The organism is Roseomonas sp. AR75, from assembly GCF_005222815.1.
In the GTDB taxonomy this organism is placed as follows: Bacteria; Pseudomonadota; Alphaproteobacteria; order Acetobacterales; family Acetobacteraceae; genus Falsiroseomonas.
This window is the reverse complement of the sequence record NZ_STGB01000004.1, coordinates 229,780-242,279: the sequence shown is the minus strand read 5'-3', so window position 1 is coordinate 242,279 and position 12,500 is coordinate 229,780. Positions and strand designations below refer to the sequence as shown.

At 73.6% G+C, this 12,500-nt stretch carries 14 protein-coding genes; 3 read left to right on the top strand and 11 right to left on the bottom strand.

From position 1 onward, the window contains the following. Genes E4T13_RS15140 through E4T13_RS15130 form a run of 3 tightly spaced genes read right to left on the bottom strand, consistent with a single transcriptional unit; the run spans nt 1 to nt 3,529 of the window. Nucleotides 1-846, bottom strand: a complete 846-nt coding sequence (locus E4T13_RS15140) for an ABC transporter permease (RefSeq protein ID WP_137179140.1) — start codon at nt 844-846, stop codon at nt 1-3. A gap of 46 nt (nt 847-892) precedes the next feature. Next, on the bottom strand, nt 893-2,308 hold the full coding sequence (locus tag E4T13_RS15135) for an ATP-binding protein (RefSeq protein WP_137179139.1): 1,416 nt from the start codon (nt 2,306-2,308) through the stop codon (nt 893-895). A gap of 6 nt (nt 2,309-2,314) precedes the next feature. After that, nucleotides 2,315-3,529, bottom strand: coding sequence for a penicillin-binding protein activator (locus E4T13_RS15130; RefSeq protein WP_137179138.1), 1,215 nt, complete (start codon nt 3,527-3,529; stop codon nt 2,315-2,317). On the opposite strand from E4T13_RS15130, the gene rsmI reads away from it, so the two are divergent. Beyond that, on the top strand, nt 3,520-4,413 hold the full coding sequence (gene rsmI, locus E4T13_RS15125; protein ID WP_137179137.1) for a 16S rRNA (cytidine(1402)-2'-O)-methyltransferase: 894 nt from the start codon (nt 3,520-3,522) through the stop codon (nt 4,411-4,413). The genes E4T13_RS15130 and rsmI overlap by 10 nt on opposite strands. Here the strand turns inward: rsmI and E4T13_RS15120 are convergent. Genes E4T13_RS15120 through hemW form a run of 3 tightly spaced genes read right to left on the bottom strand, consistent with a single transcriptional unit; the run spans nt 4,377 to nt 7,486 of the window. Beyond that, nucleotides 4,377-5,354, bottom strand: coding sequence for a hypothetical protein (locus tag E4T13_RS15120; protein ID WP_137179136.1), 978 nt, complete (start codon nt 5,352-5,354; stop codon nt 4,377-4,379). The two genes, rsmI and E4T13_RS15120, sit on opposite strands and share 37 nt — an antisense overlap. After that, nucleotides 5,351-6,328 carry a polysaccharide pyruvyl transferase family protein gene (locus E4T13_RS15115; protein ID WP_137179135.1) on the bottom strand — a complete coding sequence of 326 codons (978 nt, stop codon included), beginning with the start codon at nt 6,326-6,328 and terminating at the stop codon, nt 5,351-5,353. Before E4T13_RS15115 ends, E4T13_RS15120 begins: the two co-directional genes overlap by 4 nt. Nucleotides 6,329-6,334: 6 nt before the next feature. After that, complete coding sequence (gene hemW, locus E4T13_RS15110) at nt 6,335-7,486, bottom strand: radical SAM family heme chaperone HemW (protein WP_240791149.1); 1,152 nt, start codon at nt 7,484-7,486, stop codon at nt 6,335-6,337. Between the two features lie 15 nt (nt 7,487-7,501). On the opposite strand from hemW, the gene E4T13_RS15105 reads away from it, so the two are divergent. Together E4T13_RS15105 and E4T13_RS15100 are read left to right on the top strand one after the other, a co-directional pair. After that, nucleotides 7,502-7,975, top strand: a complete 474-nt coding sequence (locus E4T13_RS15105; RefSeq protein ID WP_137179133.1) for a YbaK/EbsC family protein — start codon at nt 7,502-7,504, stop codon at nt 7,973-7,975. Then, entirely contained in the window at nt 7,975-8,364 is a 390-nt protein-coding gene (locus E4T13_RS15100; RefSeq protein ID WP_137179132.1) for an MAPEG family protein, read from the top strand. The genes E4T13_RS15105 and E4T13_RS15100 overlap by 1 nt, the downstream gene beginning before the upstream one ends. Nucleotides 8,365-8,386: 22 nt before the next feature. Here E4T13_RS15100 and E4T13_RS15095 read toward each other — a convergent pair whose 3' ends face one another. The 5 genes from E4T13_RS15095 to E4T13_RS15075 are packed head-to-tail and all read right to left on the bottom strand — an operon-like array spanning nt 8,387 to nt 12,429. Continuing rightward, on the bottom strand, nt 8,387-9,541 hold the full coding sequence (locus tag E4T13_RS15095) for a PQQ-dependent sugar dehydrogenase (RefSeq protein WP_137179131.1): 1,155 nt from the start codon (nt 9,539-9,541) through the stop codon (nt 8,387-8,389). A gap of 52 nt (nt 9,542-9,593) precedes the next feature. Further along, on the bottom strand, nt 9,594-10,319 hold the full coding sequence (locus tag E4T13_RS15090) for a hypothetical protein (RefSeq protein WP_137179130.1): 726 nt from the start codon (nt 10,317-10,319) through the stop codon (nt 9,594-9,596). A 1-nt stretch (nt 10,320) separates the two neighbouring features. After that, nucleotides 10,321-10,935 (bottom strand): non-canonical purine NTP pyrophosphatase, encoded by a 615-nt coding sequence (locus E4T13_RS15085; RefSeq protein WP_137179129.1) that lies wholly within the window; start codon nt 10,933-10,935, stop codon nt 10,321-10,323. Continuing rightward, the gene (rph, locus tag E4T13_RS15080) at nt 10,932-11,684 is read right to left on the bottom strand and encodes a ribonuclease PH (protein WP_137179128.1); all 753 of its coding nucleotides are present in this window, start codon (nt 11,682-11,684) and stop codon (nt 10,932-10,934) included. Before rph ends, E4T13_RS15085 begins: the two co-directional genes overlap by 4 nt. Before the next feature lie 52 nt (nt 11,685-11,736). Continuing rightward, complete coding sequence (locus tag E4T13_RS15075) at nt 11,737-12,429, bottom strand: GntR family transcriptional regulator (protein WP_206030188.1); 693 nt, start codon at nt 12,427-12,429, stop codon at nt 11,737-11,739. Nucleotides 12,430-12,500: the final 71 nt, after the last annotated feature.

Sequence of the window (12,500 nt, the reverse complement as noted above, 5' to 3'; positions counted from 1 at the left end):
TCAAACCCAGAAGGCGATGCGCGCGCGGAAGCGGACGAAGAACAGGAAGGCCACCGCGCAGGCCGCCGCCGTGTAGACGATGGCGCCGAGCCAGACCATCGCGCTCGCGCCGCCTTCCACCAGCGGGCCGCGCACCGTCTCCATCAGCACGAAGAAGGGGTTCAGCGGCAGCCAGGCCTGCCGGTCGCCCAGGAGGTCCGGCTTCCACAGCACCGGCGTCAGGAAGAAGGCAAGCTGCATCGCGCTTGCGACGATCTGCTGGATGTCGCGGAAGCGTGCGCAGATCATCCCGAGGAAGAGCCCGCCGGCGAAGGCGTTGATGAACAGCAGCAGGAGGCCGGGGATGGCCAGGAGCGCCTCCGGCCCCGGCATCACGCCGAAGATCGCGAAGACCACGACGATCAGCGGCAGGCTGTGCGCGGCGATGATGACGTTGCGGATCACGAAGCGCAGCACATGCACCGTGTAGGGCAGCGGCACCTGGCGGATCACGCCTTCGGAGTAGATCAGGCTGTTCCCGGCATCCGTGATGATCTGGCTGAGCGTGGTCCACACCAGCAGGCTGACGGCGAGGAAGGGCAGGTATTCCTCGAGCGAGAGCTTGAACAGGGTCGAGTAGAGGATGCCGATGCCGGTCACCATGACCGCGGTGGAGAGCGTCAGCCAGAACGGCCCGATCACCGAGCCACGGTAGCGGTTGCGGATGTCGAGCCGCGCCAGCGCCACCGCCAGGCGCCAGCGCGCCAGCCCGTCGCGGAAGTCGTTCAGCGCGCGCTCGACGCGGCGCGGATCCGTCGCGTCGCGGACGTAGCGCGGCGAGGCCAGGGCGAGGTTCGGTGACCGCATGGGGCGCCGTCATAGCCCGGCTCCCGGCCGCCCGCCAGCGAGCGGCTCAGCCGCGAAGGGCGGACCCGGCGGCCGGATCGGCCGGCAGCCAGACGGTGAAGCGCGCGCCGGCGCCTTCCTCGCTCTCGATGACAAGTTGGCCACGATGGCGGTTGACCACATGCTTGACGATCGCCAGGCCGAGGCCGGTGCCGCCGGCATTCCGTGCCCGGCCCCGATCCACGCGATAGAATCGCTCGGTGAGCCGGGGAATGTGGTGCTTCGCGATGCCCGGCCCGTCATCGGTCACGCGCAGCAGCACGCCCGGCCGCGCCGGCCAGCGTCCGCCCGGCTCGGCCTGCGATACGGAGAGGCCGACCTCGCCGCCTTCCCGCCCATAGCGGACCGCGTTCTCCAGCAGGTTGCGCAGCACCTGGGCGAGCTGTTCCGCATCGGCCGGCGCCGCGAGGGTATCGGGCGCGAGCTGCGTCTCAAGCCGCACGCGCCGCGCCGCCAGGATCGGCGCCATCGCCTCGGCCTCGGCTGCGGCCAGCGCGCCGAGGTCCACGCGCCCGGTCGGCGGCTGGTGCTCGGTGATCTCGACGCGGGACAGGCCGAGCAGGTCATCGATCAACCGGCGCATGCGCTCGGACTGCTCGGCCATGATGCCGAGGAACCGCTGCTGCGCCTCCGGGTCGTCCCGGGCGGGGCCGCGGAGGGTCTCGATGAAGCCGATCAGGCTTGCCAGGGGCGTGCGGAGCTCATGGCTGGCATTGGCGACGAAATCCGCGCGGGTGCGCTCCACCGCGCGTTCCCGCGTGCGGTCGGACAGGACCAGCACCAGACGCCCGCCATCGGCGAGCGGCGGCTCCATCGGGATGGCGTGCAGCTTGAGGTCGCGCGGCACCGGCACCGGGAGGGCGATGTCCACCTCCCGCGCCGCGCCATCGGCCAGCGCGCCGTCCAGCGCCTCGGCCAGCGCCGGATGACGCAGCAGGGCGGCGAGGTCGCCGGTGCCGCCCGGTGCGCTGCCGAACAGGGCGCGCGCGGCGGCATTGGCGCGCAGCGCGGCGCCGCGGCCATCCAGCACCACCAGCGGGTCTGGCAGTCGCTCGATGATCGCCTCGTCCGCGCGGCGAAGCTGCATCACCAGTTCGGCCCGCGCATTGACGCTGCGCGCGAGGCGCCGCGCCGCCTCGGCGATCTCCTCGACCGAGGGCGCCAGGTTCGGTCCGGGCGTGCCGGGCTCCGTCGCCTCCCCGGCCTCGGCCCGGCGGATCGCGTCCAGCAGGCGCCGCAGACTGCCGAGCCAGAGCCGCGCCAGCAGTAGGGAGGCGGCTATGGTCGCGCAGAGCGCCAGCAGCGCCGGCGCCGCATCGGCCCAGCCGGCCGCCAGCAGCAGCAGGAACAGCGAAGCCGGGACCCCGCCGATCAGCGCCGCGGCGGCGGCAAGGCGGCCGGCCGGCGCCGTCGGCAGCGGCATGCGTCGCTACAGGCCGGTCGCGGCCGGCTCCGGCGCTGGGTCCACGAGCACCGCGTCCCCGGCTGGCGAAAGCGCGTAGATGGCCAGGCCCCGCAACGTCTGCCCGCCCGGCAGGAGCCGCACCGGGCCATCGGCGCCGGCGAAGCTCTGCTGGCTGGTGATCGTGGCCACCGGCACGCCGCTGCGCAGGGCACGCGCCGCCAGCGCCGCGGCGTCATAGGCGGCGGCGGCGATGCGCGGCGGCGTCTCGCCGAAGGCGTCCCGGTAGCGAGCCTCGAAGCGGGCGCGGGCATTGGCGTCGGGGCCGGGGAACCAGGCGCCCTCCAGCGCGGCGTCGCCGCGCAGCGAAGGATCGTTGAGCCACAGCGCGGTGCCCAGCACGCGGGGGCCCTGCGGCGGCGCGTCCGTGGCCTCGGCGGCGGGCGGCGCGGCGCTTCGCTCTGCCACATAGGCGGCGGCGAAGCGGCGCGCGCGCTCCCCGGTCTCGCCGAGCAGCAGCGCATCGGCCTGGGGCGAGGCCGTGCGCGCGGCACTCGCCGCCATCGCCAGGTCGGCATTGGATGGATGCAGCGAGACGGCCGGCTGCGGCAGGCCGAGGTCGCGCACCGCCTCCCGCAGGGCGGTGGCAAGCGCACGGCCGAACTCATTGGCCGGCGCGGCCAGCACGAAGCGTTGCGCGCCATCCTGCGCGGCGGCGGCGACCACGCGGCGCACCTGCTGCTCCGGCGTCATGCCCAGCACCCAGACGCCTTCCCCGGCGCGCTGGCTGTCGTTGGTGAAGGCGAGCAGGGGCACGCCGGCGGCGCGCGCCACCGGGGCGACGGCCGCGGCCTCGCCGCTGGTCAGCGGCCCGACCAGGGCGCGCGCGCCTTCCGCGATGGCGGAGCGCGCCGCGGCGGCGGCGCCGGCGGGTGTGCCGCCGGTATCGCGCGGCAGGAACTCCACCCCGTTGGTCGTCTCGTCGAACAGCGCCATGGTGCCGGCCTGCAGCAACGCCTGGCCGAGCGGCGCCTGCGGCCCGGTGAGCGGCAGCAGCATGCCGGCCCGCGCCATCGTCGGCTGCGCCGGTGCGCCGCCGAAAGCGGGCGCCGCCGGCACCGCCATCGGCCGGGAGGGTTGCGGAGCGCAGGCCGCCAGGCCGAGAAGGGCCGACAGGGCAAGCCCCGCCAGGCTGCGGCGGGGGGTGGCGCGGAACGGAGGCGGCGGGGCGGATGGGTGCAAGCGGCGATCCTCCTCGGCGGGCGTCTTCCCCCGGCGAGGCCCCGGCGGGGCTGACGCTGGTGGCGACGCCGATCGGCAATCTCGGCGACCTGTCGCCCCGGGCGCTCGCGGTGCTCGGCGGGGTGGACGCCGTGCTCTGCGAGGACACCAGGGTGACCGGCCAGTTGCTGGCCCGTCATGGCATGTCCGCGCCGATGCTGCCACTGCATGACCATAACGAAGCGGAGATGATCCCGCGTCTGCTGGACCGGCTCCGCGCCGGGGAACGCCTGGCGCTGGCCTCGGATGCCGGCACGCCGCTGGTCTCGGACCCCGGCTACCGCCTGGTGCGTGCGGCGATCGAGGCGGGACTGCCGGTCACCGCGATCCCGGGCCCCAACGCAGCCGTGATGGCGCTCACGCTGTCGGGCCTGCCGCCGAACCCGTTCCTGTTCGTGGGCTTCCTGGCACCGAAGGCCGGCCAGCGCGCCGCGGCCATCGGCAGGCTCCGGGCGGCTGAGCGCGCGGGGCTCTCCGCGACGCTGGTGTTCTACGAGGCGCCGCATCGGCTGGCGGAGGCCCTGGCGGCGCTGGCCGAGGGGCTGGGCGGCGACCGCCCGGCCGCGGTCGCACGCGAGTTGACCAAGCGCTTCGAGGAGGTGCGGCGCGGCAGCCTCGCCGACCTCGCCGCCCACTACGCCGGCGCCGAGGCGCGCGGCGAGATCTGCATCGTGGTCGGCCCCGCGCCGGAGGAGCGGACCGGGGAGGCCGACCTGGACGCGCAGCTTCGCGCGGCCCTGCAGGGCGCCAGCCTGCGCGACGCCGCGGCCATGGTCGCCGCCGCCACCGGCCTGCCGCGCAAGCAGGTCTATGCACGCGCCCTGGAGCTGTCGCGCGACACCTGATCGCGCGGCGGGAAGACCAGATCGGACCCCGCGGGCAATTCGTTCGCCAGCGAGGACAGGCAGGCGGCGGACCGCCGGTCCTGGCCGAGCGCGAGGCCGATGGCCGGCACGCCCGCCGCAACGGCATAGGCCAGCGGCAGGTCCTGCGTGGCGACCACGGCGGCGCAGCGCGCGATCAGCCCCTTCAGCCGCGCCGGGCCGAGCTGCCGGCGGCGCCAGCGCGCATCGGCCAACTCCGGCAGCAGCACCGGCGAGTCCGGCAGCAGCGCGGCGGCGAGATCCAGGGTGGCGCCCAGATCGTCGATGGGGCTGCCTGGCGATTCGACCGGCAGCGGCAGCACGGGCCAGCCTTGGAACCGCGCGAACAGCGCGGCCATCGCCGCGCCGCGCTCGGCCATGGCGCGTTGCGTCTCCGTTCCGCCCAGGATCGCCAAGCCGAGCACAGGGACGGGCGGCAGCGCCTCGGCCAGCGCCGGGTCGGGCGTGATGGCGCGTTCCGGATAGGGGCGGATGCGTTGCGGCGCGGCGACGCGCCAGACCAGCAGCGTGTTGGCGGTGTGATGCTCCCGCAGGTCGAGCGGATCGGCGGCATCGAGCAGCGCGATGCCCTGCGGCGCATCGATGCGCGCGGCTTCCCGCTCGACGGAAAGGCACAGCGTCTCCACGCTGGCGCCGGCCTCGCGCGCACGGGCGGCGACGCGCAGCGCGCGTTCCAGCTCCGCGCGCAGGGTGAAGACGCCGGCGAGCACCACGCGGCCGATGCCGAGCGCGACCGGGTCGGGCTCCGTCTCCACCGTGACGAAGCCTGGCACGTCCGCCACGACATGGGAGGCGAGGATGGGCGGCGGATCGGCCGGCAGATGCGCCGCGACCTCCGCCATCAGCGCGCGGGAGCGCAGGCCGCGGAACGGGCGCTCGGCGAGGACGAGCGTGCCCGTCACGGCGGCGCCTCCAGCCCGACGCAGCGCGAGCCGGGCGCCAGGCGGTGGGCCAGCGTGACGAAGGTGCGGCGCAGGCTGTTGTCGATCAGCGGATGCAGCCCGATCACCCGCACCCCGGCGCCGATGCCGTGGATGGCGTTGTGCTTGCGCTGAGTCAGCAGCGTGTCGCAGCGCGCGATCAGGCCCTTGAGCCGCGCCGGCGTCATCTCCGCCCGCCAGAAGTCGCGGTCCAGCAGGATCGGCGCCACCACCGGCGCGCCCGGCAGGAATTGCTGGACGAAGGCGCGGCAGCCGGCGACGTCGTCCTCGTCGGGCGTGTCGAGATGCACGGTGCTGACGATCGGCAGCACGGCATGGCCGGCGAATTCCGCGAGCAGCGCGCGGACGCGTGCCGCGTCATGCTCCAGCGCGGCACGCATCAGCGGCATCGGGATGATCGAGACGCCCAGGAATTTCTGGCCGCGCGGCAGCAGCGCATCGGCCAGCTCCGGGTCCGCAGGGATGTCGGCCTCCGGGAAGAAGCTGATGCGCGGCAGCCGGCCGATGCCGGCCATCGCGGCATATTCCACCGAGAGCACATCGCGCACCGTGTAGGAGGCGGCGCGCAGGAACAGGCCGCGCGCCGCCTCGTCCAGCCAGCGCAGGTCGTTCGCAAGCCAGGAGACGCCGAGATTGTGGAAATGGATCTCCGCGCCCGCCGCCTCGGCCTCGGCCAGATGCGGCAGCCAGGCGCGGAAGGCCTCGGGCGTGCCGAACATGCCGCCGCCGAACACCACGCGCCTTGGCTTCAGCGCGAGCATCTGCCCGCCGTCGCGGAAGCAGCCGGCAAGGCCGGGCGCGCAGCGCATCGTCCAGTCCGGCGCGACGCTGAAGGCATGCGCCTGGTCCGAGGGGAAGGCGCGCATCGCCTCCATCAGGCAGAGCTCGTCGCCGAGATTGCCGTAGCCATAGGCGCCGAGGAAGGCGGTGCGCATGTCCGCTCAGTTGACCAGCAGCGGCAGGATGGCGTCCAGTCGCAGCAGGCCGTCCGTCGTCGCGACCAGCCGGCCGTCGCGCCAGGCGAGCAGCCCTTCCTCCGCCAGCGAGTCCAGCATGCGGCGATCCACCGCCTCGTCGAAGGGCAGGGTGCTGCGCGCTTCGATGCGCGCGGGGTCGATGCCCTCGGTCAGGCGCAGCCCCATCAGCAGCGCCTCCCGCGCCCGGTCGCGCGGCGCGAGTTGTTCTTCGTCCACCACGGCATGGCCGTCGCGCTGGACGCGCGAAAGCCATTCCTCGGGGGCGCGGTGGCGGCGCGCGGCGAGGATCTTGCCCTCAAGCGTCAGGCGCTGATGGGCGCCGGCGCCGATGCCGATGTAGTCGCCATAGCGCCAGTAGGCGAGGTTGTGCCGGCTTTCCGCGCCGGGCTGCGCGTAGTTCGAGATTTCGTACGGGCGCAGCCCGAAGCGCGCGGCTTCCTCGGCGGTCGCGGTGTAGAGCCGCGCCGCGTCCTCGCCCTCCGGCAGCCGAAAGGCGCCGCGGCCGAACAGCGTGGCGAATTGCGTGCCGGGCTCGATGGTGAGCTGGTAGAGCGAGAGATGATCCGCGGCCAGCGCCAGCGCCCGCCGCAGCTCCGCGCGCCACGCATCCTCCGCCTGGCCGGGCCGCGCATAGATCAGGTCGAAGGACACGCGCGGGAAGATGGTCCGCGCGGTTTCCAGCGCTTCGATCGCCTCCTTCGCGTCGTGGCGGCGGCCGAGGAAGGCGAGGGATTCCGGCTCGAGCGCCTGCACCCCGAGCGAGACGCGGTTCACGCCGGCCTCGTGGAAGGCGCGGAGCTTGTCGCGCTCGACGCTGGTCGGGTTGGCTTCCAGCGTGATCTCGAGATCGGGCAGCGGGTCGAACAGCGCCGTGGCGTCCGCGATCAGCGCCGCGACCGTCTCGGGCCGCATCAGGCTGGGCGTGCCGCCGCCGAAGAAGATCGAGGCCAGCTTGCGGCGTCCCGTCCGCGCGGCTTCGCACGCAAGCTCGGTGCGCAGCGCCGCGGCGAAGGCTTGGTGGTCCACGCGGTCCCGCACATGGCTGTTGAAGTCGCAATAGGGGCACTTGGCGGCGCAGAACGGCCAGTGGATGTAGAGCGCGAGCGATTCGGTCACGAAGGGGATATGGCGATGTCCGGCAGTTCTGTCGAACGGGTGCGGGCGGCCCTGGCCGCGGCGGGACATGCGGACAGCATCCAGGCCTTCCCGGAGGGCACGCGCAGCGCCGCCGACGCCGCCGCGGCAGTGGGCTGCGAGGTGGCACAGATCGCCAAATCCATCGTCTTCCGGGGCGGCGAGCGCGTGGTGCTGGTGATCGCCTCCGGTGCCAACCGCGTGGACATGGGGAAGGTCGCCGCCGCGACGGGCCTGCCGGTGAAGCGCGCGGACGGCACCTGGGTGCGGGACCGGAGCGGCTTCGCCATCGGCGGCGTCGCACCGCTCGGCCACCTGACGCCGCCTGTGGTGCTGGTGGACGAGGATCTTTTTGCCTTCGAGCAGGTCTGGGCCGCGGCGGGGTCGCCCATGCATGTCTTCGCCACCACGCCCGAAGCCCTGCTGGGGCTGTCCGGCGGAACGCGGGCCGATGTGAAGGAGACCGCGTGATGCTGCCCGTCACGGCGCTCTATGCCGGGCTGCTCGGCCTCTATTTCATCTGGCTGGCGACGCGGGTGATCAAGGCGCGGCGCCTCTACCGTGTCGGGCTCGGCACATCGCACCGCCTGGTGGAACGGCCGGCGCGGGCGCATGGCAATTTTGCCGAGTACGTCCCCTTCGCGTTGCTGCTGCTCGCGCTCTGCGAGATCAACGGCCTGCCCGACTGGGCGCTGCATGTGCTGGGCGTCACGCTGGTGGCCGGCCGCGTGCTGCACGCCCAGGGCATCGCGAAGGAACCCGAGGACTTCAAGTGGCGCGTGCTCGGGACGAGCCTGACCTTCACCATGATGGGTGTCGCCGCCGCGGCGCTGCTCGGGCTCGCGGCGGCCACGCTGTAGCGACGATGCGCAGCGGCGGTTCCTAACCGGGCTCCACCCGGATGATCCGCGCGCCGGAGGGCTCGTCGGTGAGCAGGTAGAGGAAGCCGTCCGGCCCCTGGCGGACGTCGCGCACGCGCCGCCCGACCGGGATCGTCTCCTCGCCCAGCACGCGGCCCGCCGGATCGAGCCGGATGCGGCGCACATCCTGGCCGCGCAGCCCGCCGGAGAAGAGGTCGCCACGCCAGGCGGGGAAACGCTCGCCGGTATAGACCGCGAGGCCCGAGGGCGCCGACGTCGTCATCCAGACCAGGACCGGATCGGTGGTGCCCGGCGCGCTGCGGCCGACGCCGATCTGCGCGCCGCCGCGATACTCCACGCTGTGCGAGGCGACCGGCCAGCCATAGTTCCGGCCGCGCTCGATCCGGTTCAGCTCGTCGCCGCCGGAACTGCCATGCTCGTTCGCCCAGACCGTGTTGCGGATCGGGTCCCAGGCGATGCCCTGGCTGTTGCGGTTGCCGACGGTCCACAGCTCCGCGCGGGCATCGGCGCGGCCGGCCCAGGGATTGTCGGCCGGCGCGCTGCCATCGGCGTTCAGCCGCAGGATCTTGCCCAGATGGTTCGACAGGTCCTGCGCATTCTCCCGGATCAGCCGGCCATCCAGCGCGTTGGGCGGGTTGCCGCCATCGCCGATGGTCAGCAGCAGCGTCCCGTCCGGCAGGAACAGGATGCGGCTGCCGAAATGGGCGTTGGCCGGCTTCTCGCGGTTCACCTCGAACAGCACGCGCAGGTCGCGCAGCGTGGCGCCGTCCAGCACGGCGCTGGCCAGGCGCGTGCGGTTCGCCTGTGCCGTGCCATGCGCGTAGGTGAGATAGATCGTGCGGTTGCGCGCGAAATCGGGATGCAGCGCCACGTCGAGCAGCCCGCCCTGGCCCTGGGCATGCACCGCCGGCACGCCGGCGATCGGGTTGGGGTCCAGCACGCCGTCGCGCAGGATTCGCAGGCGGCCTGGGCGTTCCGTCACCAGGATCGAGCCGTCCGGCAGGAAGGCCATGCCCCAGGGCCGCTCCAGCCCCTCGGTCACCGTAGCAAGCCGCACGCCGGACACCTCCGGCGGGCGCGCCTCGCTCAGGACGGGCTGGGCCTGGGCCGCGCCCGCAAGAAGGCAGGCCAGCAGCGCTCCGCGCAATGCACGCATTCTCGTTCTCCCGGCTTGTTGCGGCCGGAGGTTGGGCAGGCCCGCCGAGGCTTCAAGGGCAGTCGGCGGGCGGCGGCCGGTCCAGATCGAGGAAGCGCAGCAGGCAGGGGGCGAGGCGGGTGGCGAAATCCGGCTCCTGCAGCGCGCCATGGCCGACCGGCGCCACCGGGCGATCCACCAGCAGCGCCGCCACGCCGAGGCGCCGCGCCGTTGCGGCGAACAGGGCGGCGCGCTGCGCCGGATCGGGGTCCCAGGAATCGTCGGCGAACAGCAGCAGGGCGAGGCGACGGGCTGCCTGCGGCGAGGCGGCCTGCAGGGCGGCGGCGAAATCGGCCAGCGCCTGCGGCCGGCGTTCCGCGCTGCGGCCATGCGCCGCCGGCGCGGCGAGCACCACGGCATCGGCCAGGCCCGCATTGCGCAGCGCGACCAGGGCGATGAAGGCGCCGCGGCTTTCGCCGAGCAGCACGATGCGCCGGTAGCCGAGGTCGCGGAGTGCCGCGGTGCCGGCGGCGAGACGCTCGGCGCCTGCCGCCAGCGGGTCCGGGCCGCCGGCGCGGTCGAAGCGCCAGAGATCCCAGCCGGCGCCGGTCAGCCCGCTGGTCCACTCCGGGGCGGCCGGGGCGGGCAGTTCGCGGGCGAAGGGATGGATCCACACGAGTGCGCCAGCGGCCTGCGCTGCACCATGCAGCGGCACCGCAGGATCGCTGCGCAAGGCGCCCGCCTGCTCCGCCTGCGCGCCGGAGGCCAGCAGCAGCAGGGCGAGCAGCAGGCCGCGCATCTCAGGGCCGCGCCGGCAGGCAGGCGGCCGAGAGCTGGGCGAAGGCGGCGGCGCGATGGCTGATGGCGTGCTTCGCCGCCGGCGCCATCTCGCCGAAGGTTTCCGTGCCGCCTTCCGGGACGAACATCGGATCGTAGCCGAAGCCGTTGCTGCCGCGCGGCGGCCAGACCCATTGGCCATGCGCCTCGCCCAGGAAACCTTCGGTGTGGCCATCGGGCCAGGCGAGCACCAGCGCACAGGAGAACCAGGCGCGGCGGTCCTTCGCGTGGCGGGCCAGCTTCTCGACCTTCGCCATCGCCATGGCGTAGTCGCGGCCGGCGGGTGTTTCCGCCCAATCCGCGGTGTGCACGCCCGGCGCACCATCCAGCGCGGCGACGGAAAAGCCGGAATCATCGGCCAGCGCCGGCAGGCCGGAGGCAGTCGCCGCCGCCAGCGCCTTGATCCGGGCGTTGCCGAGGAAGGAGTCTTCCGTCTCGGCCGGTTCCGGCAGGCCGAGTTCCCCGGCGCTGACCACGGCGAAGCCCCAGGGCGCCAGGAGCTCCGCGACTTCCCGCACCTTGCCGGCATTGTGCGTGGCCAGCACCAGCTTCGGGCCAGTGAGCAGGCGGTGGCTCACTTGCGGATGGCTTCCTTCTGCTTCGCGAAAAGCTCCGCCGTGCCCTTGCGCGCCAGGCCCATCAAAGCGGTCAGTTCCGCCTCGCTGAAGGGCGCGCCCTCGGCGGTGGCCTGCACCTCCACCACGCCGCCCGCGCCGGTCATGACGAAGTTGCCGTCCGTCTCCGCCTTGCTGTCCTCCTCGTAGTCCAGGTCCAGCACCGGCGTGCCCTGCCAGATCCCGCAGGAGATCGCGGCCACCTGGTCCTTCAGCGGGTTCTTCTTCAGGATGTTCTTCCCGATCGCATGCTCGAAGGCCAGGTGCAGCGCGACCCAGGCGCCGGTGATCGAGGCGGTGCGCGTGCCGCCATCGGCGGTCAGCACGTCGCAGTCGATCAGCACGGACATCTCGCCCATCGCCTTCAGGTCGGTCACCGCGCGCAGGGATCGGCCGATCAGGCGCTGGATCTCCTGCGTGCGGCCGGATTGCTTGCCGCGCGCGGCTTCGCGGTCGCTGCGGGTATGGGTGGCGCGGGGCAGCATGCCGTATTCGGCGGTGACCCAGCCCTGACCGGTGTTGCGCAGGAAGGGCGGCACCTTGCCCTCGATGCTGGCGGTGCAGAGCACCTCCGTCACGCCGAAGCGGATCAGGCAGGACCCCTCCGCGTGGCGGGACGCGCCGGGGGTCAGGCTGACCTGGCGCAGCTCGTCGGCCTGGCGCTTGGACGGGCGGAAGAAGGGCGGCTTGAAGCCGGCGGGGAACTCGATCATGGCGCCCCGTAGCCCTCCGCCGCGCCGGCGTCCAGCGAAGCATTTTCTCCCTTTATCGCACCTCGTTGACGTAGCGATGCGCTGCGGTCTGCGCGCGCTGGGTGGCCAGCAGGGCGGGCTGGCCCGCCTGGTCGAAGCAGACGGCGTCGATCACCAGCAGCGCGACCGGCCCGGGCAGGCGGAGCAGGCGGCATTCCTCCTCGGTGGCGAGGTCGGCGCGCAGCTCCTCGCGCACCGCGGTCAGGCGGATGCCCCAGTCTTCCAGCAGGCGCAGATAAAGCAACTCCGGCAAAGTGGCGGCGTCGCGCGGGAAGCCGGGGACGCGGGTGGCGGGGATGCGGTACTCGTCCAGCATCACTGGCACCTCACCCACCACCCGCAGGCGGCGGATGCGGATGAGGGGCGCGCCGACCGGCACCTCCAGCCGCCGCGCCACATCGGCGCCGGCGGCTTCCTCCTCCAGCGCCAGCGGCACGGCGCGGGACGTCTGCAGCGAGCCGTCAGCGCCATGCAGCCGGAAATAGCGGAAGAAGAAGCGCAGCGAGTGTTCCGGGCTGCGGCCGGTCACCACCGTGCCGAGCCGCGGGCGGCGGGCCAGCATCCCCTCCGCCACCAGCGCGGCCAGCGCGCGGCGCACCGTGCCGACGGCCACGCCGAATTGCGCTGCCAATTCCACCTCTCCCGGCAGGACGGCACCGGGGGCCCAGCGGCCCATCAGCACGGCCTCCGACACCGCGCGCTTCACGCGTTCATGCAGGGGCAGGAAGGGGGCGCTGGGCTCGGTTTGCCTTGACATCATGGGCCGTGTGGGGGTCA

Bases quoted from the DNA above. Each gene is read 5' to 3' on its own strand.
- E4T13_RS15135 (WP_137179139.1), bottom strand. From the start codon at position 2,308: ATGCCGCTGCCGACGGCGCCGGCCGGCCGCCTTGCCGCCGCCGCGGCG.
- rsmI (WP_137179137.1), top strand. From the start codon at position 3,520: ATGGGTGCAAGCGGCGATCCTCCTCGGCGGGCGTCTTCCCCCGGCGAG.
- E4T13_RS15090 (WP_137179130.1), bottom strand. From the start codon at position 10,319: ATGCGCGGCCTGCTGCTCGCCCTGCTGCTGCTGGCCTCCGGCGCGCAG.
- rph (WP_137179128.1), bottom strand. From the start codon at position 11,684: ATGATCGAGTTCCCCGCCGGCTTCAAGCCGCCCTTCTTCCGCCCGTCC.
- E4T13_RS15095 (WP_137179131.1), bottom strand. From the start codon at position 9,541: ATGCGTGCATTGCGCGGAGCGCTGCTGGCCTGCCTTCTTGCGGGCGCG.
- E4T13_RS15140 (WP_137179140.1), bottom strand. From the start codon at position 846: ATGCGGTCACCGAACCTCGCCCTGGCCTCGCCGCGCTACGTCCGCGAC.
- E4T13_RS15115 (WP_137179135.1), bottom strand. From the start codon at position 6,328: ATGCGCACCGCCTTCCTCGGCGCCTATGGCTACGGCAATCTCGGCGAC.
- E4T13_RS15100 (WP_137179132.1), top strand. From the start codon at position 7,975: ATGCTGCCCGTCACGGCGCTCTATGCCGGGCTGCTCGGCCTCTATTTC.
- E4T13_RS15105 (WP_137179133.1), top strand. From the start codon at position 7,502: ATGTCCGGCAGTTCTGTCGAACGGGTGCGGGCGGCCCTGGCCGCGGCG.